Raw genomic sequence first — 22493 nt, 5'->3', positions numbered from 1 at the left:
TGACAACAGAATGTCAGCAGTAATTGGAATTACAGATAAATCCCGTCCTAATAAAAATTAGCAATATGGATAAGCTTCTTAAAATCTATTATTTTTAATTTGCGACCTTCTGATTGGATCAGGTTTTCCTGCTTAAAGTCATTGATAATTCGGGCCAGAGTTTCCCTTGCTGTTCCTGTCATATTGGCGAGGTCAACACGGGACAAAGAGATGAGTACCTCTTCCTGAGGGTTGTCATTCGTTTTATATTTATCATGCAGAATCAGTAAGCTTAAGGCTGCACGCTCCCTTACTGTACGGTGAGACAGAACAGCAATAAGATTGGCCATCACACTGAATTCATGGCTTAAGGATTTTAGCAAAAGTCTTGATAATACAGATGACTGATCAAGGATGCTCAAAAAGTTTTCTTTTGAAATAAATGATATAACGGAACTTTCTAGGGTAGAAGTAGTATCTCCATAGGATTCATTGCTCAAAATAGCCGAATACCCGAAGAACTCTCCTGCGCTGTAGATATAGATAATCTGCTCTCTGCCATCGTTATCTACTTTGTATTTTTTTATTTTCCCTTCATTAAGATAATAAATTCCGTTAGGCTTTGTTCCGTCGGTAAATATAGCCTCATTTTTTCTGTAGTTCTTGGTTTTCATGGCGCCAAGAAGAAGGCTTTTTTCGTGCTCAGGAAGCTCATTAAACAGATATTGATTATTAAAAGTAAATTTTGAGATCATAATTTCTTGGAGGCTGATGAATAAACGCTCAGAATGTAACTTAAATCACATTTTAAGACAACTTAAATCAACAATTTTTTTTTCTAAACGAATTACTTTTACAAAAGTAGTAAAATAGATTTTGAATAGGATTTATCCAATCAGAGATGAACTATTAAGCATACAACCTCTTCTTACAAGAATATAAAATAGCACTGGATAAAAATTTAAGTTGACATGTTTTTCACGGCGGTTACGCTGACATTTCTAAATTATTTTTTTTTACTTATTTATTTTATCCAGTTTTTTAAACAATTTGTAAAAACCAGTATTGTTTCCTAAAAAAAATGGTCATTTCAAAATACTGAAATGACCATTCTGATTATAGTGGCAGCTACAATCTATTGAATTGTATAAGATAAATTTTTCACCGTATGAGCAGAGAAGTATCCCAAAGCTCCGTTGCTGATATTGCTTGGAGGATTGGCCGGCGTAACTCCACTACCATTTGAAAGGTTAAGAAGTGCGCTGTAATACGTAAATACATTGTTGTCTATGCATTTCATTTCTACATGAATGGTATCTCCCACTACAACTTCATGATCAGCGCCATCATTATCATCATTAGGAAGCATGATCGGACGTTGATTAGGCAGTCCGTTATTAAGGTTGTCTGAAAATACATCTATATATTTTTTACCTATATCATTAATGGTAAATGAGAACATATAACGATTTCCCAATGCTACGGGGTCCGTAAAAATTGGCAAAATTGTATAGCTGGTTTTGTCTCCAAATTTGAAAGAATCCTGTTCAAGACCCTCAAAATCTACAGCTTCCGGCATGGTGCTTTGGGCTGTATACTGCTGTCCTTCTGCTTGTATTTTCAAGGTGTAGGTTCTTCCTGAAGCCCCTACAAAAGCTGATGTCATATATCTGCCATCACCCACATACTGTAAAGTTTCTGTTTGTCCTGTATTGTCACTTAAAATTACCTGTGCACCGGTTACAGCAGGGTATTGGTTGTGCTGTGTAAATTCTACAGATTTTGTAATTCTTACGATATAAGGTCCCGGCTGGTCAGTTACATTGGCTTCAATAACAATTTTACCACTCTGATCCGCCAGGTCCAGATCAATCTCTTTTTGGCATGAGGTTACTAAAAACAGAGATAATATGATTAAAAAAATATTCTTCATGATTTAAAATTTGAAATTGTAAGTGATGTTAGGAATCAGGCGGAATAATGAAGTCTGCATAGCGCGGGTAGTTCCCGGATTATTCGGATTATCTTCAAAAGTAATGGTGTAGGCATTTTCACGGGCATACAGATTATAAATTCCAAAGGTCCAAGATCCGCGGAAACGCTTATTAGATTCCGGTTCATAGGTTGCACTTATATCCATTCTGTGATAAGCCGGCATTCTGTCAGCATTTCGGTTGCTGTACTGGAAAACAGTTTGTCCGTTTAATTCATATTTTCCGGTAGGGAAGGTCACTGCATTTCCGGTGCTGTAAACAAATAATCCAGAGAAGGACCATTTAGGATTCAGCTGATAAGTTGCTACTACAGAAAGATCATGGGTTTTATCCATTCTGGCATTATACCATTTATTATCATTTATCCCGTCTATTTTTCTTTCCGTTTTAGAAAGGGTATAGGAAATCCATCCTGTAAGTTTTCCGCTTTTCTTTTTGGCAATAAGCTCCAAACCATAGGCTCTTCCTTTACCAAATAACAATTCACTTTCTACATCGGCAGCAGTATCAAAGGTAATTTGCGCACCATTCTTAAAGTCAATTTGATTTTGCATAGACTTATAATAAACCTCAGCATTCAGCTCATAGTTGTTGTTATTGAAGTTTCTGCTGTATCCCAAACTCACCTGGTCTGCAATTTCAGGCTTTACGGTATAGCTGCTTCCAATCCACTGATCAGTAGGGTTTCCGCTGCTTGAATTGCTTAAAAGGTGTAAATTCTGAGTATTTCGGGAATAACCTCCCTTGATGCTGCTCACTTCATTGATTCGATAATTGGCTGTAACCCTTGGCTCAATGTTAACATATGTTTTTCCGAAGTCTCCTTTCTCAAGGTATCTGCTGTCGGTAAGAACTCCATTATCATAGGTGTTGAAAGTATCGCCTCCTAAGACACTGAACATGGAAAGTCTTGCTCCATAGTTGATGGTTAGTTTTTCCGTAGCCTTAAAATCATCATTAATGTACAAGGCGTTTTCCCAGGACTTTCTCGGATTTCTCGGGAAGCTGCTTACACTTGTTCCTGAAGCACTGCTAGGAGTAATCGTATGATAAATGGATTGTAAACCAAAGCGAACAGAATGCTTATTTCCTGCAAACCATGTAAAATCCTGTTTAAGATTCCAGTCCTGTATCTTAGAATTTAACCCAAAGGTGTTATCATTGCTTGTAAGACTGATTTTATAGTCATAATTACTATAGATGAATGAGGTGTTGGAAAACAATGTGCTATTGATGATGCTGTTCCATCTCAGTGTAGCTGTTGTATTTCCCCAGTCTGTAGAGAACGTGTTCCCTAATCCCAATACATCTCTTCCAAAATATCCAGATAGGTAAAGTCGGTTATTTTCATTGATCTGATAATTGGCTTTCAGATTCAGGTCATAAAAATACAACTTGTTGTCTTTGTAGTCTTTAGAGGTTTTAAGGAACAAGTCGGCATAGGTTCTTCTTCCGGAAACAATAAATGATGATTTTTCCTTTTGAATAGGTCCTTCCACACTTAATCTGCTGCTGATAAGTCCAATTCCTCCGTTGATGTTATAATCCTTGTTATTTCCATCTTTCATTTTTACATCCATTACAGAAGAAAGACGACCTCCATATTGAGCAGGGCTGTTTCCCTTGATGATACTTGCATCTTTCAGGGCATCACTGTTGAATGTACTAAAGAAACCAAGTAGGTGCGAAGCATTGTAGACCGGAGCTTCATCCAATAAGATCAGATTTTGATCCGTAGCACCACCTCGTACACTGAATCCGCTGCTTCCCTCACCATTACTTTTAATGCCGGGCAATAGCTGTATGGTTTTCATGACATCTTTTTCACCAAACAGAACCGGAAGCTTCTCAATATTTTTTATGCTTAAGGTTTCTGTTCCCATTTGAGCAGATGTTAAATTCTTGTCCTTTTTAATTCCTGTTATAACTACCTCATCAATTGTTTTAGCCGCCTGTTCCTGTTGGCTAAGAGGGAGATCCAGCTTGATATTCTGGTTAACAGTTATTTGTTGTTCAAAATCTCTATAACCCGGATAAGAGATAATTACTTTGTAATTTCCCTCAGGTAGTGATAAAGAATAAAATCCATATTCATTGGCAATCACGTTAATAGAGGGATCTTCAGCTACTTTTACGCTTACCCCGATCAGAAGTTCACCGTTTTTCTGATCCTTCACGGTTCCGCTTACCTGATATTTTTGTTGCGCCATGGCCCAACTGCTAAAACAGAGTGCAGCTGAGGCAGCAGCAATTTTAAAAAAAGATGTTTGCATTAAGTTTATTTTTTTAAAGTAGTAGAGATCTCCAATAGATATATCGGTTATAGTTCGTTGAATTAGTTGGATAAAAGGGAAATTAGTTACATCTAAAGCTTTAATTATTAAAGAAATCCATTAAAAAAATAAATTTTTCCCTGTTCAATGAATTTTTTTCAAAACATCCAAAATAAACATAAATATAAATCATTGCAGAAAGATTAATATTATGCATTAAATATTGCTTTATTTATGCTTTTTGGTTTATTGTTGAAACAAAATAAATTATTTGATTTTATTGAGTGAATTTTTTTTCGAATTAATCTAAAAAACCAATTTTTAACTTGTCAAAATACTTTTTAAAGCAGTTTTGATACATAGAAAGAATAGAAATTCCGGAGGTTGCGTTGTTTTTCATGATTATTTAAAATTAAAGATCAGCTTTAGTTACTACTAAAACAGCAGAAAACTTAAAATATTGTATGATAAAGAAAATACAGTCTGATTATTTATTTCCTATTTTGCTGGGCAGGACGTTATATTTTCTTTTAAATGCGGCTGAAAAATGTCTTGGATTTTTATACCCGATAAGATCCGAAACTTCACTGATATTCATGTTGCTGTCCAGAAGCAGTCTTTTAGCCTGTTCCATTTTAGTATCATTCCAAAATCCAAAGACTGTGGTTCCGAAAAGCTCCTTAAATCCTTTTTTTAAAGTAAATTCATTGGTTCCTACCTGATGGGCAAGATCATTCAGGGAGCAATCGGCATTCAGATTGCTGATGATATAATCTCTTACAGCGTAGATTTTTTCTTCATCTTTTTTAGAAAGGGAAGAGGTTGAAGACTCATCGTGGAAAAGTTGTTCCAGCTGAAGCAATAGCAATTCACTCACCTTGGCTTCAAGATAAATCCTTTTAAAAATGCCCTTTCTGTCACAATTTGTAATGTCATTCAGAATCTGATACATCTCCAGGCTGATGCGGTTATGATCCGGATGAATTAGCGATGAATGCTGTTTTTCTATTGCATTTCTGAAAGTTTCAAACAATCCTGAATGATCAGGCAGAAACTTCTTAAAAAAATCAGGTGCCAGGTTGATTTCCAATATATGAATATCCGGACCATAAAACTCCATTTTACCCTGCATATGGTGAGCATAAATGATGTTGTGCTGATAGCTGTCAAACTGTACGGTTTTCTGAAAATTTTCCGATATAGCCAGACTTTTTCCTTTAAGAGCAAAATGCATTTCTACCGTATCAAAGTCACTTTCAAAATACAGCTGAAGCTTGTTGGCCAATGCAATATTCCCAAAACTAATATGAATGTTTTCAAAACATATTTCATGATAAAAACCATCCCCATAAGGAGGAATCAGGCGGGTTATGCACTCCTGAATATCCCCGTCGTTTATGTAATACGTATCCGGATAATTCCTCTCCATGAGTATTTTTCCGATATTTTCATCATACAGGCGTAGTGTCATTTCCTTTCTTTTAGTTAGAATTTCCTTTTTGCGGACTTTTTATTCCGTTTTGCGTACCTCAACTCTGGGCTATACAATCTACTTTTGCACAAAGGTAATGATTATTTAGAATCATTCTTAATAACTAAGTCTATTTTTCATGAAAGAATCGAAGAAAAGAAAAAACGGAATTGCAAGACTATTGGAGATCGCGGGAAGAAGAAAAATGCTGTTGTTTCTCTCTGGTTTTCTATCCGTTATGCATGCATTTCTAAGCCTGGTGCCTTATGTATTGGTGTTTTATATTATTTGGGAACTGACCAGAGAGACTGTAGATTTCAGTTTGGCTCGTCAATATATTATCTATGCTGTTATTGCTGCTGTGGTAAGTATGTTTGTGTTTTTTATCTCAGGGATTCTATCCCATATTGCAGCGTATAATATATTGTTTGAATTAAGACGATTTATTGTAGATAAAGTAGGAAAACTCCCTATGGGCTATTTAAATAATAGAAATTCGGGAGCCCTTAAAAAGATTCTGTCCGATGATGTGGAAAGAATTGAAAGTTTTATTGCTCATCAGATTCCTGATTTTGTGAAAGGGGTGGCCTTGCCTGTTGTAACGATTATTTTTCTTTTTTCCCAGGACTGGCGCTTGGCTGCCATCAGCTTTGTTCCGCTGATTGTTCTTGGAATCTGGATTCCGGTTATGTTTGGAGGTAAAAAATCAAAAGTTCTGATGAAAAACTATCATCAGTCATTAGAAGACATGAATGCCGGAATTGTAGAATACGTAAGGGCAATGCCTGTGATGAAAATATTTGGACAGTCAGCAGAAACATTTGACAAATATGGGAATACGGTGAAGCGTTTTAATGGCTTTGTAAATGATTGGGTGAAATCCAGTACGCCTGCATTTGCCGTATTTATGAGCTTTATCAGCAATGCAATGCTTCCGGTGCTGGCATTGGGGCTATATCTGTACTTTCAGAATGGTCTCACACTGGCTACCTTACTGCTATTTCTTATTTTGGGAACAGGCTATATAAAGCCCCTTTTTGTACTTAGCAATATGGGAATACAGATTTCAATCATCAATAGAGGAGTAGAGCAGATTGATGAACTTCTGTATCACGAAAATTTAAAAGAAAACCATGAAGATCATCAGCCAAAAAACCACAGCATAGCATTTGAAAATGTGAGCTTTGCGTATGATGAGAATAACCTTGTTTTGGAAAATATTGATTTTATCATCAAAGAAAAATCCATTACAGCGCTGGTGGGTCCGTCAGGAGCAGGCAAAAGTACGGTAGGACAGCTTTTAGCCCGCTTCTGGGATACCAGCAAAGGAAACATTAAAATTGGTGGAATCAATATTAAAGATTATCCTCAGGACCAATTGATGCAGATGGTTTCTTTTGTATTTCAGGATAGCTTTATGTTTCAGCAAAACATGTTTGAAAATATAAGAATGGGAATGAACAAAACCCAGGAACAGGTGGAAGAGGCCGCCAGGGCAGCTCAAATCCATGACCTGATTGCCGGGCTTCCTAATGGCTATCATACCTTATTCGGACAGGCAGGAGTACATCTGAGTGGAGGAGAGCAGCAACGTTTTCAGCTGGCAAGAGCAATTCTTAAAAATGCACCTATTTTAATTCTTGATGAAGCAACAGCATTTGCGGATCCTGAAAATGAATACAAAATTCAGCAGGCATTCAGTCAGTTGATAAAAGATAAAACGGTACTGATTATTGCCCATAGACTAAGCACAATCACGGATGCTGATAAGATAATGATCTTTGATAAAGGAAGCTTGGTTTCGGAAGGGCAGCATGAGGATCTCCTAGAAGAAAGCGAAATCTATCAGAGAATGTGGAATGCCCACATCAGGGCTAAAGAATTTGTAATGTAAAAAGATAACAGAGAACCATCCTCCGATAATAAAAATAGTATGAAAAATTTTAAAACAATACAGGCAGAACTTACAGTCAGCAGAAAAGAATATATCACTCCTCATTATATCAGGATCTTTCTGACAGGAGAACAGGTTCCTTTAATAGCCAATACAACAGTGGGAGTAAACAATAAGATTCTTATCCCGCCAAAAGGAGCGGACAAAGTTCATTTTCCTGAATTCGACTATGAAAAGATGCTTTGGAAGCCTCAACCTGAAGAAATTCGCCCCAGTATAAGAACATATACCCACCGGGGAATTGATCTTGAAAAAAATGAAATCTGGATTGATTTTGTAGCCCACGGAGATGAGGGACCCGCCTCTGCATGGGCATTGGAATGTAAAGTTGGAGACCTGTTGGGCGTATTGATGAAAGACGGCAAAACTGAACTTTATGGCAAAGCTGAAAACTATCTTTTGGCAGCTGATGCAACGGGAATTCCCGTATTGGCTGCAATTTTGGAAGATCTTCCCGCAACCGTTAGAGGAACCTGTATTATAGAAGTTCATGGTGAGGAAGATAAGCAGAATCTTCAAACTAAAGCAAATATTCATTTTATCTGGCTTTACAATAAAAAACCTCAGAAAGGCAGTAAGCTGGCAGAAGTTGTAAAACAACAGATTTTGCCTGAAGAATCCCGTTCCGGTTATGTAGCAGCAGAGTTTTCTTCTGTAAAAGAAATTCGCAGCTATCTCAGAAAAGAAAAACACTGGAAGCAGGAAGAATTGTATGCCTATTCTTACTGGAAATCTGGTGTAGCTGAAGACAAGTCTGCTGTAGAAAGGCATCAGGAGAATGCTGAAACAAATGGTTAATAATTTTTAAAGGTAAACAATGATAAAGAATTTAAAATACGTTACCTCTTTCAATCCGAAGGGTACCCGAAAGGTGGCTTTTATGGAGATTATACACAGCCTTTTTATTGCTGCTCTCTCCGGTATTTTGCTGGTAATTGTCTGGGAGCTGTTTTCAGAAAAGCCTGATATGACAAGAATATGGTCCGTTGTTGCTTTAATGGCCGTTATGTTGCTGGTTCAGTTTTTTGTAGCTTCCCGTTCTATGGTAAAGTCCAATATTCTGGTCTATGACCTTTCCACTAAACTGCGTATTAAACTGGGAAACCATATTCAAAAATTCTCTTTGGGATTTTTCAAGCAAAAAGATCCGGGAGAGATAGCTTCCATTGTTCTGCAGGATGTTGCCAATTTTGAGGGGATTTTCGGCCACAGTATAGGAAATCTGGCCTCCGCAGCATTTGGTACAGTATTATTATCAGTTTGTTTATTGGTCTATGATTGGAGGCTGGCGCTTTGCCTGTTACTGGCATTGCCGTTAATTTATCCCTTTTTAAGAATTGCCAATTACTTTGTAGGCCGTTTAGGAAAAAAACAGATTGAAGCAAGAAATACGGTAGGAGCAAAATTCCTTGAGTATGTACAGGGAATCCACCATTTAAAATCTTATGGATTAACAGGGCAAAAGCATAAAGGGCTGGAAGATTCATTCGATGACCTCCGTCGTAAATGCATCCGTTTGGAAGCTATTCCTGGACCATTTATTGTAACAGCGGCCATTGTATTTGAAATCGGCTTTATAGGAATGGTTGCCCTTGGGTTGTACTTTCTTTTACACCAATCTATCACTGTTCCTGTGCTGATTACCTTTCTGATTATGGGGTACAATTTGTATAGTCCATTAAAAGTGGTGATGGTTGATTATCTCGTATTGCGCTATATGAATGAAAGCTTGAACCGAATTATAGGAGTATTGGAAGAACCTACAATGGAAACCGAAAAAAATGAAGTTCCTGACAACTACGAAATCATATTCAACAATGTGAACTTCGGTTATCAGGAAAAAATGACTTTGAAGGACATTAACTTTACTGTTCCCGAAAATTCAATGCTGGCTTTGGTAGGACATTCCGGATCTGGTAAAACAACCATTGCCTCATTGATTGCCAGATTCTGGGATGTAAATGACGGAACCATAACAATGGGGGGAATTGATATCAGAAATATCAAACAGGATACTTTCTATAAGCTGATTAGTGAAGTCTTTCAGGATGTCTATCTTTTTGATGATACCATTTATAATAATATTAAAATCGGGAATCCGGCTGCAACCGATCAGGAAATCACCAAAGTTATTGAACAAGCTCAATGTCTTGAATTTATTAATGATTTGCCAAAAGGTATTCATACCAAAGTAGGTGAGGGAGGCTGTAAATTGTCCGGTGGGCAAAAGCAGAGGATCAGTATTGCAAGAGCCTTATTGAAAGATGCTCCCATTGTATTATTGGATGAAGCTACCGCCAGTCTTGATCCAGAAAACGAAATTTATATCCAAAGAGCGATTCAGGAGCTGGTAAGATCAAAAACTGTAGTGGTGATTGCCCACAAACTGTCTACCATACAGAATGCAAACCAGATTCTTGTCCTTAATGAAGGAAAAATAGCGGAAAAAGGCAATCATGAAGAACTTTTACAAAAAAATGGAATATACCGTAACATGTGGAATATTCAAAAACAATCCAACGGATGGAAGGTAAAACACACAAATAAAATGCTTGATGTATGCTAAAGATGGAACAGACGTTTTCTTCTTCGTAAGAAAAGGTCCAATGCAGAGGGAGTCTTTAAATCTTCGGATTTAAAGACTTTTTTATTGAAAAAATAATTCCATAATGCCAAACCAAATAATAACCTTATCTTGGTGTAATGAATTATTAGGAAAAGAATATGGAAAACATGAAAAAATGGTTCAGAAGCAATTGGTCTACAGTAATCTTTACCATTGCTTTCATCATCTTGTTAGTCAGTCCCGATGCCAAGGCATGGCTCATGAGACAGGCAGCCTCTACAGGCTTATTAAATTCTAAAATATCAGAACCCAAAACTAAAAATACCCATACTGTGCCCTCTGCTTCTTACACTGATTTCACCCTGAAAGACGAAGCGGGAACTATGGTAAACGTATCAGACTTAAAAGGGAAAGTAGTTTTTATCAACTTTTGGGCATCATGGTGTCCTCCGTGCCGTGCCGAATTTCCCTCCATTCAGAAATTTTTTGAAAAATACCGATCAAATTCAAATATGGTTTTTCTGACAATCAATTTGGATGATGATCTGGCATTGGGAAAATCTTATCTAAAGGAAAAAAGCTTTACTGTTCCGTTTTTGACTCCGGGAAGTTCCATTCCAAAGGAAATCTATGATGGATCATTGCCTACCACTGTGGTTTTGGATAAGAATGGTGAAATCCGTTTTCATCATACAGGAGTGGCAGATTATAGTAAGGACTCCTTTTATGATCAGATGGATCAACTCTTAAAAGAATAATGTGATGCTATCCTTTAAAATACCAACCATTGAGGAAATGGAAACCGAAGTTTTGAAAGAAAAGAAAACCTTGCAAAACTTTCCCAAAACAACTGATTTTCCTTTTTCTGAACTATATAGAAAGCTGACTATTCAAATAAAAACTGTGGAAATTGCATCTGAAGCTATTTTATACAATTCTGTGGATGCAGTCAATGAAAATAAAGAATTTGTATTGAAAGATTATTGGTGTTTTGCAGGAAATGGACAAGGAGACCAGTGGTTTTTTGATAAAAACGGGAATGTTTTTTTCTACGATCATGATTATGATGAAGGTATGGAGCCCATGGATATCAATTTTGAGCAATGGCTGCAAATGGCATTTGTGATTAAACAGCTGGATGACTATTTTGATGAACATGACGATATTTCAGAACCTGTTAAACAAAAATTTTATGAAACGTTGAATATCTTTCACCCCAAACTGAGTGAAAAATATCCCTTTGCAATATAGGATCATCCTTTTCTAAAGATTGTAAAATCAATTATTTTTGAATGAAAGGATTAGATTTTAAACACAAAATAACACTTGAATAGTAACATGAAAAATGAACCGCTTGTAGAAGTTTTTTATGACACCAAAAACAAAACATATACCTCTAATACCTTATAATCACAATGAATATCTCAGAACTAGAACAAAAATACAACTTCAAATATCCGGATATCTACAGACAACTATCTGAAAATAATATGCTTGATTGGGGAGAATCCGGATCAAATTGGTACCGTACAACCTTTCCGGAGCTAAAGAAAAATCCACCATTGCTTTTATTTGGATACGATATTGAAATCTGGAATAATCCTCAGCTTGTGGAATCTTCCATAGATGAAATGTCAGATGAAGAAGACTATAGAAATATCCATTCGGGATATCAGTTTGTGCCTTTTGCAGAAAATGGAGCAGGGGATTTATATGTCTTTCAGTTTGATTTACAAAATAACGGGGAAGTTCCGGTTACCTTTATTCCTCACGATGACGAAGAGGCGGAAATAGTAGCCAAAAATTTTCAGGATTTTATTTTTCGTCAGCTTTTGGAAGCTATTACGGAAGTAGATGAAGACTCTATGTTCTACGAAGAGGATGAAGAGGATATGAAGCAGAATCTATTCAATCAACTGAAAACCCACGAACCTTATTTGACCTCCAGACAGATAGAAATTTTGAAGAATATATACCAGAGAGATATCTTTGAATATACTTACAAAGTTCCCAATGGAAGCACTTTTGAAGCAGAAGGCTTGGTGACCTTTGATGAGGTGGAGAAAATCCTGAATGAAGAGATCAGCTTTGCTCAGCTCAATAAAAAATTTAATTATACAGAAAATTGGATCAGTTAAGAACCCATATAGAGAAGATTGTTCCTCTCAATGATGAGGAGTTTCATTCTATATCATCTTTCTTCACGTATAAAAAATACAAGAAACATCAATTCTTGATACAGCAGGGAGACGCTGTGCCTTATAATTATTTTGTATTAAAAGGCCTTCTGAAACTTGTCTATACCGATGAAGGAGGAAAAGAACATATTGTAGGATTTGCAATGGAAGACTGGTGGGAAACCGATTTTCCGGCCTATTATCAGGGTAAAAGGGCAACCATGTCATTAGAATGTGTAGAAGATACAGAAGTATTATGCCTTAGCCTCGAAAAGTATCGAAAAATAGTGAGCAATCATCCCAAAATGGAGCATTTCTTCCTTGAAAAAGCATACATGGGCTTTATTGCCGCACAACAGCGTATCATTTCTACCATGACAGCAGGAATAAAAGAGCGGTATGAGAAGTTATTGGAAAAACATCCCTCACTCATACAGCGAGTACCAAAGTCTCTCCTTGCTGCTTATCTGGGAGTTTCCCGAGAGACATTAAGACGTTTACCACTATAGATTGTGATCTTCCTCACTGGAGAATCGTGACCGGGATCACAGATTTTTGCTATACCTATTCTGCAATTTTGCAAAGTAATGTATAACAAAATATAGTCAATACAATGGAAAAAAGAACGGTAAACCCATGGAAATGGCAGGAAGAACGCGGCTATTCGCAGGCAGTTGAAGTGAAAAATGTTCAGGGAACTTTATATTGCTCCGGCCAAGCGGCGATTGATCCCGATGGTACATCCAGTAACAAGGATATGAAAAGCCAATTAGAGCAGGCTATAGCTAACCTAGAAGAAGTAATTACTACTGCAAACTATGAATGTAAAGGAATTGTAAGGTTAAATATATACACGACTTCTACAGAAGAATTGTGGCCTCATTTTCCTATTCTTCAGGAATGGATTGGCAGGCATCAGATTGAGCAGGCTGTTACCATGCTTGAAGTCACTGGTCTATTTGAAACTTTAAAAGTAGAACTGGAAGCCACTGTTGTTAAATAATCATTCGGTACAAAGCTTATAATGAACCTCCTGATCTATTCTGGAGGTTTTTTATTACCTTTATATAAGCTAATTCGAACGTATGAATATTCAGTTGTTTTCAAAAAATGCCTTGGTAGGAGGAGCTACACAAGGAATAGGGGCTGGAATTGCCCTTGAACTTGCAAAAAGTGGTGCTAATGTTACGGTAATGTCCAGAAATGAAACCAAGCTCAGGGATTTTGTATCCACATTGCCTGTCTTAAATGCAGATCAGAAACATCAGTATCTGGTTGCCGATTTTTCAGACTTTGAAAACTACAGAAAAGTGATTGCAGGGTATTTCAATGATCATTCCATAGATATTTTGGTTAATAATACCAATGGTCCGGAGCCGGGTTTGGCAATAGAAAAAAATACAGGAGACTATCAAAAAGCATTTGATCTACTCTTTAAAACTGTTTGTGAAACCACACTACTGGCCTTGCCTCATATGATAGAAAACAAAAATGGACGTATCATTAATGTTTCCTCACTTTCTGTGAAAGAGCCAATTGGTAATCTGGCACTTTCTAATTCCATTCGTTCAGCAGTAATGGCCTGGGCAAAAACCTTATCCAATGAAGTGGCGCAGCATAATATTACCGTAAACAATGTTTTAACAGGATATTTTGATACAGCACGCATTCAAAATTTGATTGGTCATGAAGCGGAAAAAACAAACACCTCTGTGGATGAAATAAAAAAGACCAGAGAAAGTAAAATTCCAATGAAAAGGTTTGGAAAGCCCGAGGAATACGGTCATCTGGTTACATTTTTAGCTTCCGACTACGCCGCCTATCTTACCGGAGCAAATATTCCTTTGGATGGAGGGCTGAATAATACTTATTAAAATCAATTATTTTATAGTTTTCATGTAATAAACCCTTTCCATCAGTTGTCATATTAATTATTGGAAAATATTATATGAAAAATTGGTCTTTTAAAAAATGGAACACCGTAACGGGATGGTTCCTTTTCGGTATTGCATTCATTACCTATCTTTCTACCATAGAGCATTCCCTGAGTTTTTGGGACTGTGGAGAATATATTTCCTCAGCCGTTAAACTTGAAGTAACCCATGCTCCGGGAGCTGCCTTATTTCAAATTATGGGAGCTGTGGCGAGTATTTTTGCACTGGGAAATTCAGAAAACTATTCATTGGTAGTCAATGCAATGTCAGCCCTTTTTAGTGCATTTACTATTTTATTTCTGTTTTGGACCATTACCCATCTTTTAAGAAGACTTTTAAATAAAGACTTCGAAGAAATTTCCGGACACCAGGAAATTTCTATTCTGTTTGCAGGAGCAGTCGGGGCATTATGTTTTACATTCTCAGATACATTCTGGTTTTCTGCAGTGGAAGGGGAGGTATACTCAATGGCATCCCTGTTTATCGCTTTACTGGTCTGGCTTATTACCAAATGGGAAAACGAATACCAGGCAGTTGATAATGAGCGATGGATTATTCTTATTTTCTTTATTATTGGGCTGTCGGTTGGGGTGCATATGATGTGCATGCTGGCAATTCCGGCGATTTGCCTGGTCTACTATGCCAGAAACTATACATTCACCTGGAAGAGTTTTATAATTGCCAATCTGGTAACCCTTGGGGTATTGGCCTTTGTGTTTAAGATTATTTTCCCTTTAATTATGACGATGTTCGGGAAGTTGGAGATTTTCTTTGTCAACGGATTAGGACTTCCTTTTCATTCAGGAACAGTGGCTGCATTTGTTATAATGGCTGCAATGAGTTTCTTTCTGATTAAATATGCCCGAAAGACCAAAAAAAATATTTATCAAACCATTGTTTTATCAGTTGTATATATGATTATTGGCTTTTCATGCTGGTTGGTAATCCCGATCAGGGCCAATGCCAACCCTCCAATGAACCTTAACGATCCTGATACAGCAATTGGAATGAAGGACTATTACAACAGGGAACAATACGGCGACTGGCCAACCATCTACGGACAAAACTATACTGCAGCTCTTGACAGGAAGGGCTTGGAGAAAAATGAAGACGGAAGCTATAAAAGAAAAATAACCGGTGATATTTATGAAAAGGATGAAAAAACAAAAACTTACAGAAAAACAGGAGAACGATTCAACTATGTTTTCAGTAAGTCCCATATAAGTTTTCTGCCCAGGATGTTCAGTGAAGATAAAGAAGTTACAGCCAATTATATTGCCATGTACGGAGCTCCGGATTTTACATTCAACTATGATAATGAAGAAGTTGCAGGCAATCCACAGGCGAAACAAATTTTTGATGAACTAAGAACCAAATATGAAAATAAGACCATTACAGCAGAAGATTATTTAAAAGTAAAGCCTTATGATCTTATCAATGTACAAAGGCCCTCATTGGCGCAAAATATGGACTATTTTATCACCTTTCAGAATGGATATTATTTTGTGAGATACCTCTTGTGGAACTTCGCAGGAAGACAGAATGATCTTCAAGGTCATATGGAAAACACCCACGGAAACTGGATTTCCGGATTTTCATTGATAGATAATGCTTTGTTGGGTGATCAGGATCATATGCCGGCCAAATTTAAGAATGAAAGCACGGTGAAATTCTTCTTTTTACCCCTTATTTTAGGATTAATTGGTTTCTTTTTCCAGTTAAATAAAGATTTTGGAAGATTCTATGCAATCCTTTCACTGTTTATTCTGACCAGCTTTGGAATTGTTTTTTATACAGGAGTGAAGCCATTTGAAGTAAGAGAGAGAGATTATGCAATGGTAGGTTCTTTCTATGCTTTTGCTATTTGGATCGGATTAGGAGCAGGAGCCATTTTATGGTTGCTGCAATCCAGGATCAAATCGAATGGAGCTAATGTGGTACTAGGAACAATTTTATTAGGAGTTCCTTTTATGATGGGCTTTCAGAACTACACCTCCCATGATCGAAGCAAAAAGAGTGCAGCATATGATTCGGCTTATTCATTCCTGAAATCTTTACCTAAAAATGATATTTTCTTTATTTATGGAGACAATGACACCTTTCCAACTTGGGCTATTCAGGAAACAGAAAGATTCAGAGATGATGTGAAAACAGTCAACTTTACCCTTTTAGCTACCCCTTGGAGTATTGATCAGGTAAAAAGAAGAACCTATAACGCCATGGGAATTCCGGGAGAGTTAACCCATGAAGACTATAGAGATGGTGTAAATGATCAGGTTTATCTGATGAAAAAAGATGATTGGGAGGGACTTTTTGCCATGTTAAAAGAACAAGGTGCTCCTGATACGGAATTTCAAACTTTTAAAAAGTATCTCACTCAGGATTCGATGACACTCAAAGAAGCAATGCAGTTTCTTAAATTAAAATCGGCAGAGAAAGATGAATTGTTGAAAATGTATTTCGGAGATAAAGAATATGAAAAATACAATATTATTCCGGTCAACAAATTCATACTTCCTGTTAACAAAGAAAATGCAGTGAAGTCGGGAATTATTAATCAGAAAGATCTTCCTGATGCGGTGGATCATATCATGATTAACTATGAAGCCCATACTCTTTACAAAAGCAATCTTATGATGCTGGATATGTTGGCTAATTTCGATTGGAAACGACCTGTCAATTTTTCATCAGGTGGAATGTACGATAGCGAAAATATCTTTTATCTGGATGATTATCTCCAGTTTGATGGATTCAGTTACAGACTGGTTCCTATTCACACACCACAGAGTTCCAATGGGGATAAGGGCAGAGTAGATGCTAATTCTCTTTATAATGGGGTGAAAAACTTTAAATGGGGTAATTTTAAAGACCTCAGTATTTATTATGATGAAACGGCTACTTCCAATATTATGGGGTATAGAATGTCTGTAAGCAGAGCCGTTTCCGCTCTTGCCTTAAATGGACAGAAAGCCAAGGCAAAGGAATTATTAGCACTTGTAGCAAAGGAAATTCCTGCTGAAAAATATAATGATCCACGTTCATTAAGTTCCATTGTAACCGCTTATATTGTTGCCGGAGAAGAGCAAAAAGGGATTCAGCTGGCAGAAAAACTTAAAAGAGAAATATTTGATGAATATGATTATTATCTAAAACTTTCTCCCGAATTTCAGGCAGCCTCCCGAAGACAGATGAGGTCAAAGCCAATGGAATATGCACTTGTCATTTCTGCAGTTACAGAGGGATACAGAGCATTGGGACAAAATGAAAAAGCATATGCTTATCTGCTAAAATCTGTTCAGCCAATTGATCAGAAATTTAATGTTTTTGTAAAAAATCTTCAGCAAATGGGTAAAGAAAAAGCCATGAAAGAATCTGAAAATATTCAGCAGATTACACCTTTCTATCAATATTTGTTTGACGTTATGAAGCCTTTTGACTCTAACTATTCAAAGAAGAAAGAAGAGCAGATTACCACAGCTATGATTAGAGCAACACAGTAATAAGAATTACAAGACAACCTGCTTAATAATTAAAAAAGCCTTTAAATATTGAATTTAAAGGCTTTTTTATATAATGGAAATTACATTTTATGCTCCAACGGAAAATTCTTTTTCCAGTTGTATTGCTTTAGGGAAAAGAATATTATTTTCAAGGTGAATATGTTTATGAAGATCATTTTCAAAATCCTGTAGCATGGCAAAAGCTACTTTATAAGTATTGCAGGCATCTGCAGGCGGTTGGTATTCGTTTGTGATCTCCGCAATCTTTCTGAAACGGTCACCCTCCACGGTATGTTCGTGCTGCATCATATTAACCGGATTTTCCACTGTTCCAAATACAGGTTGTACCAGGTTTCCTCCTGATATTTTAGTCTTAATCATATTTCTTACAAAAGGAAACAGAATAAGTTCCTCTTTTTTCATATGAGCGGCCAGATCTTGTGCAGACTCATTAAACAGGGCATTGATCTCAAACAGTTCAGGATGTCTTTCACCATGAACCTTGCATAGTTTTTCTAGAAAAGCCTGTAATATTGGAGTTTTTTCTTCCACGTAACGATGGTGGGTTTTCTCAATATAATCTGCCAGAAGATCTAGCGGCCAACTATTAAAATCTATGGTTATTGCTTCATTTTTCGGAAGCGTTTCAAGTTCTTCATAAATTTTTTCAGGGTCCATTTTTTTGTTACTGCATGCTTCTTCAATGGTTCTTCCGCCTTTACAGCAGAAATCAATTCCATGTCTTTTAAAAATAGCTGCTGTTCTAAAGTCCTCAGCTACAATATTTCCTATAAAATCTGTTTTTGCATTCATAATACAATACTTTTTTGTCTTTTATTATTTTAAATTTTTTATTTTTTTAATGATAAAATGTACTTTACCATCAGTTTTGCATTGTCTTTACTGAGACCATTGTGAGCAGTCATCGGAATATCTCCCCAATTTCCTTTTCCGCCCTCAATGATTTTCTGGGCAAGCATATCGAGGTCAGCATCGGTATATTTTTCGGCAACTTCCTGATAAGAAGGCCCTATTAATTTTGAATCTGTTTTGTGGCAGGTAAGACAATCTGTTCCTTGGATTAATTGTAGGCCCTCATCTTCTGAAGTATTTGCTGTGGCAGGGGGTGCCGGAGCTGGTTCTACCGGTGGAGCTGTTTGCTGGGCAGAGTAGGGGTCAGGTACCGGAATAGGTGTTGTTTCAGTCTTTGAGCAGGAAAATAATAGGATGGATAAGGACAGAATAATGGCCGTATTTAAGAATCTTGCTTTCATAATGAATCTATTTAATTTTTATTTTTTTAAACTGTAAAATAATGGCAATGGCTATGATTAATGCCTTGGCGGTCTCAGCATAGATAAAATAATCATGAAGAGGAGTAGGCTGCAGGGGCTTTCCTGACGAAAGTAATGCTATCCGCGAATCCAATACCGGAAGCATCCAGAATTGCTGTAAGGAAACGATAAATAATAAAGCCATAAGAATGATAAAATCAAGTTTTGTATAATTTCTATGACTTATAAACATTAATATCAGAATCAAAATCAAAGATATCCCCTGTATTACTGTTGATATTCCAAACATTATTTTTCCCAGCTCCAGAGCAATCGGAAGATTCATCCCAGGCACCTGAAATTTTAAAGGTGTTTCCAAAAAACTTACAGTAATAAAGACTCCTGTCATAAGACAGAATAGCACTAATACAAAAGGATTTTTAACGGAGAACTTCATATTGAACTATTTAATAGATTAAGACCTTTTTATCTTTTATTTGATTAAATTTTTTTATACTTTAAGATGGGTTAATTTTAAATCTAAATTATCAACAAACATTTGTATTTTAGAAGTTTCAAGCATGATGCGAAGTTCATGCCTTATACTTTTAAACTGCTCATGAAGCGGGCAGGGATGAATTTCAGAACATTGATCAAGCCCAAGACCACAACCAGAAAACAACTTATCTCCGTCAATTTCCCTTACAATATCTGCAATGCTTGTATTCAGGTTTGACAGATCCATATAAAACCCTCCGTTAGGTCCTTTGGCAGATTGCACAAATCCTTTTCTGCTCAGGTCCTGAAGAATCTTTGCTATGAAATGTTCAGGAGAATGAATGCTTTTTGAGATGTCTTTAATTCCTACTCTGCTGTCATTTTTAGACTGCTGGGCAATATAAATTAAAGCTCTTAAAGCATATTCGCAGGTTTTGGAAAACATTTTATATGAATTTTATATGACAAAGGTATAAACTTATCTTCAATAAAAGACAAAAAACTCTTTTATTTTAATGAAGCTTGATAAAGATCATGAAATGATAGGTTGGTCCCTAGATACCATCCAGTCTTAACCACAAAAGTGTCAGAAGCTTTTAAAGACTTCATGCAAAATATTTAAAAAGCCTTACTGCTTTTCCTAAGATCCGATGGTCTGGATTGGGTAAATTCATGAAAAGTATCACTGAATGCACTGATGGAGCTATAGCCCACATCATCTGCAATCTCGTTAATAGGTTTATCCGTATTTAAAAGCAATTCAATAGCCTTGATGATTCTTAATGTTTTCAGGTATTGAAGAAAAGAAATATCCATGTCAGCCTTAAACAAACGGGACATCGATCGTTCGCTCAATCCAAATCGAGCACTAACATTCCCTAGTGTAAGTTTTTCTCCGATATTCCATTCAAGATAAGAAACTATTCTCATCATTTGTTTGTTGTGGGTAGCAGGAAGAATGATGGGTAAGGGCTGATTATGAGTTTTTGGGAGGATTTTTTTTAAAGCCACTAAAAACTCAAAATTTTCATCCTTGTCAGTGACATGTTTTTCGTCCCATATCTCAGAATATTTAATCATTTGGATCAAAAGCTCGGATGCCGGATATATCCCCAGCCTGCCATAGAAAGGATCAGAGCCATCATCATGAGCATAAAAGTAAAGTGAACGAAGGACAGTAGCCGTATGTCCGATCTCTAAAATATGTTCCATTCCTTGAGGGATCCAAAAGAAGTGTCTGGCAGGCACCACATATGTTCGATTGTCTATTGTAATATAGGCTATACCGCCCTCTACATAGCTTAATTGTCCTTTTGTATGTTTATGAAAAGGAATGAGTTTTTCTGATTTTTCGTGCATTACAAATACACTTTTATCATGTTTATCTATATCCGGAAGTGCTGCAATTAATCCCATAAAAAAATGAAAATACTAAAGAAAATACAAATATACGCATTTGGCCGGAATCATGTAAAACTTGACTATTTTAGATAAAAGAGATGTCTGAATTGGAGAGTAACTTTGCAGTGCAATAATTCGAAAAATCCCGATGAAAATTTATCTTACCGGATTGCTGATGCTGGGGACATCCTACACTATATCAGCCCATACAGGCAGTCCACGAAATGATACCATCCGTCTCTCTCTAAAAGATGCATGGCAAAAAGCTGAAGAAAACAGCCGTCACATTAAAATTAATACCATCAATGTAGACATTGCCGAAGCCGAAGTAAAAGACGCCAAAAGAGAAAGACTTCCGGAAATAGAAGTTAAAGGATCCGCAGAAAAAGCATCCAATATTCCAATTTATGAAAATGGTATTTTTTCAAAACCCACCCAACATGAAGTGATTCATACGCTTTACAGAGCCGGAGCAGATTTTTACCTGAATATTTATAACGGAAATAAACTGAACCTTAAGATTAAGGAAAATAAAACACTTCAGAAAGTAAGGGAAATTCAAAAAGAGCAGGCCATTTCTGAGATTCATTACAAAACGGCAAGCCTTTATCTTGAATTACAGAAGACTTTCATCTTCAGGGACCTTATTCAGCAGGATATTGCAGATCAAAAAGTCCAGCTTAAGGAAATACAGGCTCTATATAAAAATGGAGTCGTTCTAAAAAGTGATGTTTTAAGAATAGAACTGGAACTTTCCAAGAGAAAAATGACCTTGGTGACCATTGAAAATGATATTCTTATTGCCATGCAAAAGCTGAATATTATTTTAGGCATTCCAGATGATCAGGTTGTCATTCCTGAGGCTCCGTTCAGTCAATGGAATGAAAATACAAGCTATTCGGATTATCTGAAACTGGCCTTGGATCATTCTTTTGATTATCATGTTTCAGAGCAGCAGACTGAGCTGAGTAAGATTAAACTGAAGCAGGTAAAAGCTAATGTAAGCCCCAAGATTGGAATGTATGGAGAGTTTTATTATGCTAATCCGCAGATTTTTCTTTACCCTTATAATCCTTATTGGTACTCACTGGGCATTGTAGGACTTAAGGCTTCCTTTTCCATTTCGTCTCTTTATCATAATACCCAGAAAGTAAAGGCGGCGGCGTTGGAATTTGAAAAAGAAGAGGAAGTACACAAAGACACGGAGGACAAAGTAAGACAACAGGTAAAAGAGGCCTATTTAAGATATCAGGAAGCCCTTGAGCAGATAAAAGTGGCTGAAACCAATGTGGTTCAGGCTAAAGAAAATGCAAGAATCATCAAAAATACCTACTTCAACCAAACCTCTCTGATAACAGAACTTCTGGATGCCGATATACAGGTTCTTCAGACAAAATTTGAATTAGAGGCTGCAAAGATTATGGCACAGAACAATTATTATTTACTACAAAATATTACAGGCGTTTTATAAT

20 protein-coding genes are annotated in these 22493 nt (G+C 36.6%); 11 read left to right on the top strand and 9 right to left on the bottom strand.

Annotation, left to right across the window (positions count from 1 at the left end):
- Nucleotides 1–47 precede the first annotated feature (47 nt).
- From C7D53_RS09340 to C7D53_RS09325, 4 genes are all read right to left on the bottom strand, one after another.
- Entirely contained in the window at nucleotides 48–734 is a 687-nt protein-coding gene (locus C7D53_RS09340) for a Crp/Fnr family transcriptional regulator (protein ID WP_106916103.1), read from the bottom strand.
- Nucleotides 735–1114: 380 nt separating this feature from the next.
- On the bottom strand, nucleotides 1115–1912 hold the full coding sequence (locus C7D53_RS09335) for a DUF4249 domain-containing protein (protein WP_106916102.1): 798 nt from the start codon (nucleotides 1910–1912) through the stop codon (nucleotides 1115–1117).
- Nucleotides 1913–1915: 3 nt separating this feature from the next.
- Nucleotides 1916–4246, bottom strand: a complete 2331-nt coding sequence (locus C7D53_RS09330) for a TonB-dependent receptor (RefSeq protein WP_106916101.1) — start codon at nucleotides 4244–4246, stop codon at nucleotides 1916–1918.
- A gap of 487 nt (nucleotides 4247–4733) precedes the next feature.
- Nucleotides 4734–5717 carry a helix-turn-helix transcriptional regulator gene (locus tag C7D53_RS09325; protein ID WP_106916100.1) on the bottom strand — a complete coding sequence of 328 codons (984 nt, stop codon included), beginning with the start codon at nucleotides 5715–5717 and terminating at the stop codon, nucleotides 4734–4736.
- A gap of 139 nt (nucleotides 5718–5856) precedes the next feature.
- On the opposite strand from C7D53_RS09325, the gene C7D53_RS09320 reads away from it, so the two are divergent.
- The 10 genes from C7D53_RS09320 (at nucleotide 5857) to C7D53_RS09275 (ending at nucleotide 17848) form a co-directional block, all read left to right on the top strand.
- Nucleotides 5857–7611 (top strand): ABC transporter ATP-binding protein, encoded by a 1755-nt coding sequence (locus tag C7D53_RS09320; protein WP_228422274.1) that lies wholly within the window; start codon nucleotides 5857–5859, stop codon nucleotides 7609–7611.
- Between the two features lie 39 nt (nucleotides 7612–7650).
- Nucleotides 7651–8469 (top strand): siderophore-interacting protein, encoded by an 819-nt coding sequence (locus tag C7D53_RS09315; protein WP_106916099.1) that lies wholly within the window; start codon nucleotides 7651–7653, stop codon nucleotides 8467–8469.
- A gap of 19 nt (nucleotides 8470–8488) precedes the next feature.
- Nucleotides 8489–10237, top strand: a complete 1749-nt coding sequence (locus C7D53_RS09310) for an ABC transporter ATP-binding protein (protein ID WP_106916098.1) — start codon at nucleotides 8489–8491, stop codon at nucleotides 10235–10237.
- Nucleotides 10238–10404: 167 nt separating this feature from the next.
- On the top strand, nucleotides 10405–10995 hold the full coding sequence (locus C7D53_RS09305; protein ID WP_228422272.1) for a TlpA family protein disulfide reductase: 591 nt from the start codon (nucleotides 10405–10407) through the stop codon (nucleotides 10993–10995).
- Nucleotides 10996–10999: 4 nt separating this feature from the next.
- Nucleotides 11000–11488, top strand: a complete 489-nt coding sequence (locus C7D53_RS09300; protein WP_106916096.1) for an SMI1/KNR4 family protein — start codon at nucleotides 11000–11002, stop codon at nucleotides 11486–11488.
- Between the two features lie 164 nt (nucleotides 11489–11652).
- Complete coding sequence (locus C7D53_RS09295) at nucleotides 11653–12375, top strand: SMI1/KNR4 family protein (protein WP_106916095.1); 723 nt, start codon at nucleotides 11653–11655, stop codon at nucleotides 12373–12375.
- A complete protein-coding gene (locus C7D53_RS09290) occupies nucleotides 12363–12923 on the top strand; it encodes a Crp/Fnr family transcriptional regulator (protein ID WP_106916094.1) in 561 nt (186 codons plus the stop codon). Before C7D53_RS09295 ends, C7D53_RS09290 begins: the two co-directional genes overlap by 13 nt.
- 104 nt (nucleotides 12924–13027) lie before the next feature.
- The gene (locus C7D53_RS09285) at nucleotides 13028–13417 is read left to right on the top strand and encodes a RidA family protein (RefSeq protein WP_106916093.1); all 390 of its coding nucleotides are present in this window, start codon (nucleotides 13028–13030) and stop codon (nucleotides 13415–13417) included.
- An 82-nt stretch (nucleotides 13418–13499) separates the two neighbouring features.
- Entirely contained in the window at nucleotides 13500–14288 is a 789-nt protein-coding gene (locus C7D53_RS09280; RefSeq protein ID WP_106916092.1) for an SDR family oxidoreductase, read from the top strand.
- Between the two features lie 74 nt (nucleotides 14289–14362).
- Nucleotides 14363–17848 carry a glycosyltransferase family 117 protein gene (locus tag C7D53_RS09275; protein WP_106916091.1) on the top strand — a complete coding sequence of 1162 codons (3486 nt, stop codon included), beginning with the start codon at nucleotides 14363–14365 and terminating at the stop codon, nucleotides 17846–17848.
- An 87-nt stretch (nucleotides 17849–17935) separates the two neighbouring features.
- On the opposite strand, the gene ric is transcribed toward C7D53_RS09275, so the two are convergent.
- The 5 genes from ric to C7D53_RS09250 all read right to left on the bottom strand — a co-directional run bounded on the left by ric (nucleotide 17936) and on the right by C7D53_RS09250 (nucleotide 21036).
- On the bottom strand, nucleotides 17936–18661 hold the full coding sequence (ric, locus tag C7D53_RS09270) for an iron-sulfur cluster repair di-iron protein (protein ID WP_106916090.1): 726 nt from the start codon (nucleotides 18659–18661) through the stop codon (nucleotides 17936–17938).
- A gap of 38 nt (nucleotides 18662–18699) precedes the next feature.
- On the bottom strand, nucleotides 18700–19122 hold the full coding sequence (locus C7D53_RS09265) for a c-type cytochrome (RefSeq protein WP_106916089.1): 423 nt from the start codon (nucleotides 19120–19122) through the stop codon (nucleotides 18700–18702).
- Nucleotides 19123–19129: 7 nt separating this feature from the next.
- The gene (locus C7D53_RS09260; RefSeq protein WP_106916088.1) at nucleotides 19130–19579 is read right to left on the bottom strand and encodes a hypothetical protein; all 450 of its coding nucleotides are present in this window, start codon (nucleotides 19577–19579) and stop codon (nucleotides 19130–19132) included.
- A 54-nt stretch (nucleotides 19580–19633) separates the two neighbouring features.
- Nucleotides 19634–20065, bottom strand: coding sequence for an RrF2 family transcriptional regulator (locus C7D53_RS09255; protein WP_106916087.1), 432 nt, complete (start codon nucleotides 20063–20065; stop codon nucleotides 19634–19636).
- Between the two features lie 173 nt (nucleotides 20066–20238).
- A complete protein-coding gene (locus C7D53_RS09250) occupies nucleotides 20239–21036 on the bottom strand; it encodes an AraC family transcriptional regulator (protein ID WP_106916086.1) in 798 nt (265 codons plus the stop codon).
- A gap of 133 nt (nucleotides 21037–21169) precedes the next feature.
- Between C7D53_RS09250 and C7D53_RS09245 the strand changes: the two genes are divergently transcribed.
- Nucleotides 21170–22492, top strand: coding sequence for a TolC family protein (locus C7D53_RS09245; protein ID WP_106916085.1), 1323 nt, complete (start codon nucleotides 21170–21172; stop codon nucleotides 22490–22492).
- Nucleotide 22493: the final 1 nt, after the last annotated feature.

Origin of the sequence: Chryseobacterium aurantiacum, assembly GCF_003020585.1 — a bacterium.
Lineage (GTDB): Bacteria > Bacteroidota > Bacteroidia > Flavobacteriales > Weeksellaceae > Chryseobacterium > Chryseobacterium aurantiacum.
This window is presented reverse-complemented; position numbering and strand designations above follow the sequence as displayed.

Excerpts from the sequence above, each read along its gene's own strand:
- C7D53_RS09340 (WP_106916103.1), bottom strand. The coding sequence starts at position 734 with ATGATCTCAAAATTTACTTTTAATAATCAATATCTGTTTAATGAGCTT.
- C7D53_RS09335 (WP_106916102.1), bottom strand. The coding sequence starts at position 1,912 with ATGAAGAATATTTTTTTAATCATATTATCTCTGTTTTTAGTAACCTCA.
- C7D53_RS09330 (WP_106916101.1), bottom strand. The coding sequence starts at position 4,246 with ATGCAAACATCTTTTTTTAAAATTGCTGCTGCCTCAGCTGCACTCTGT.
- C7D53_RS09325 (WP_106916100.1), bottom strand. The coding sequence starts at position 5,717 with ATGACACTACGCCTGTATGATGAAAATATCGGAAAAATACTCATGGAG.
- C7D53_RS09320 (WP_228422274.1), top strand. The coding sequence starts at position 5,857 with ATGAAAGAATCGAAGAAAAGAAAAAACGGAATTGCAAGACTATTGGAG.
- C7D53_RS09315 (WP_106916099.1), top strand. The coding sequence starts at position 7,651 with ATGAAAAATTTTAAAACAATACAGGCAGAACTTACAGTCAGCAGAAAA.
- C7D53_RS09310 (WP_106916098.1), top strand. The coding sequence starts at position 8,489 with ATGATAAAGAATTTAAAATACGTTACCTCTTTCAATCCGAAGGGTACC.
- C7D53_RS09305 (WP_228422272.1), top strand. The coding sequence starts at position 10,405 with ATGAAAAAATGGTTCAGAAGCAATTGGTCTACAGTAATCTTTACCATT.
- C7D53_RS09300 (WP_106916096.1), top strand. The coding sequence starts at position 11,000 with ATGCTATCCTTTAAAATACCAACCATTGAGGAAATGGAAACCGAAGTT.
- C7D53_RS09295 (WP_106916095.1), top strand. The coding sequence starts at position 11,653 with ATGAATATCTCAGAACTAGAACAAAAATACAACTTCAAATATCCGGAT.
- C7D53_RS09285 (WP_106916093.1), top strand. The coding sequence starts at position 13,028 with ATGGAAAAAAGAACGGTAAACCCATGGAAATGGCAGGAAGAACGCGGC.
- C7D53_RS09280 (WP_106916092.1), top strand. The coding sequence starts at position 13,500 with ATGAATATTCAGTTGTTTTCAAAAAATGCCTTGGTAGGAGGAGCTACA.
- C7D53_RS09275 (WP_106916091.1), top strand. The coding sequence starts at position 14,363 with ATGAAAAATTGGTCTTTTAAAAAATGGAACACCGTAACGGGATGGTTC.
- ric (WP_106916090.1), bottom strand. The coding sequence starts at position 18,661 with ATGAATGCAAAAACAGATTTTATAGGAAATATTGTAGCTGAGGACTTT.
- C7D53_RS09265 (WP_106916089.1), bottom strand. The coding sequence starts at position 19,122 with ATGAAAGCAAGATTCTTAAATACGGCCATTATTCTGTCCTTATCCATC.
- C7D53_RS09260 (WP_106916088.1), bottom strand. The coding sequence starts at position 19,579 with ATGAAGTTCTCCGTTAAAAATCCTTTTGTATTAGTGCTATTCTGTCTT.
- C7D53_RS09255 (WP_106916087.1), bottom strand. The coding sequence starts at position 20,065 with ATGTTTTCCAAAACCTGCGAATATGCTTTAAGAGCTTTAATTTATATT.
- C7D53_RS09250 (WP_106916086.1), bottom strand. The coding sequence starts at position 21,036 with ATGGGATTAATTGCAGCACTTCCGGATATAGATAAACATGATAAAAGT.
- C7D53_RS09245 (WP_106916085.1), top strand. The coding sequence starts at position 21,170 with ATGAAAATTTATCTTACCGGATTGCTGATGCTGGGGACATCCTACACT.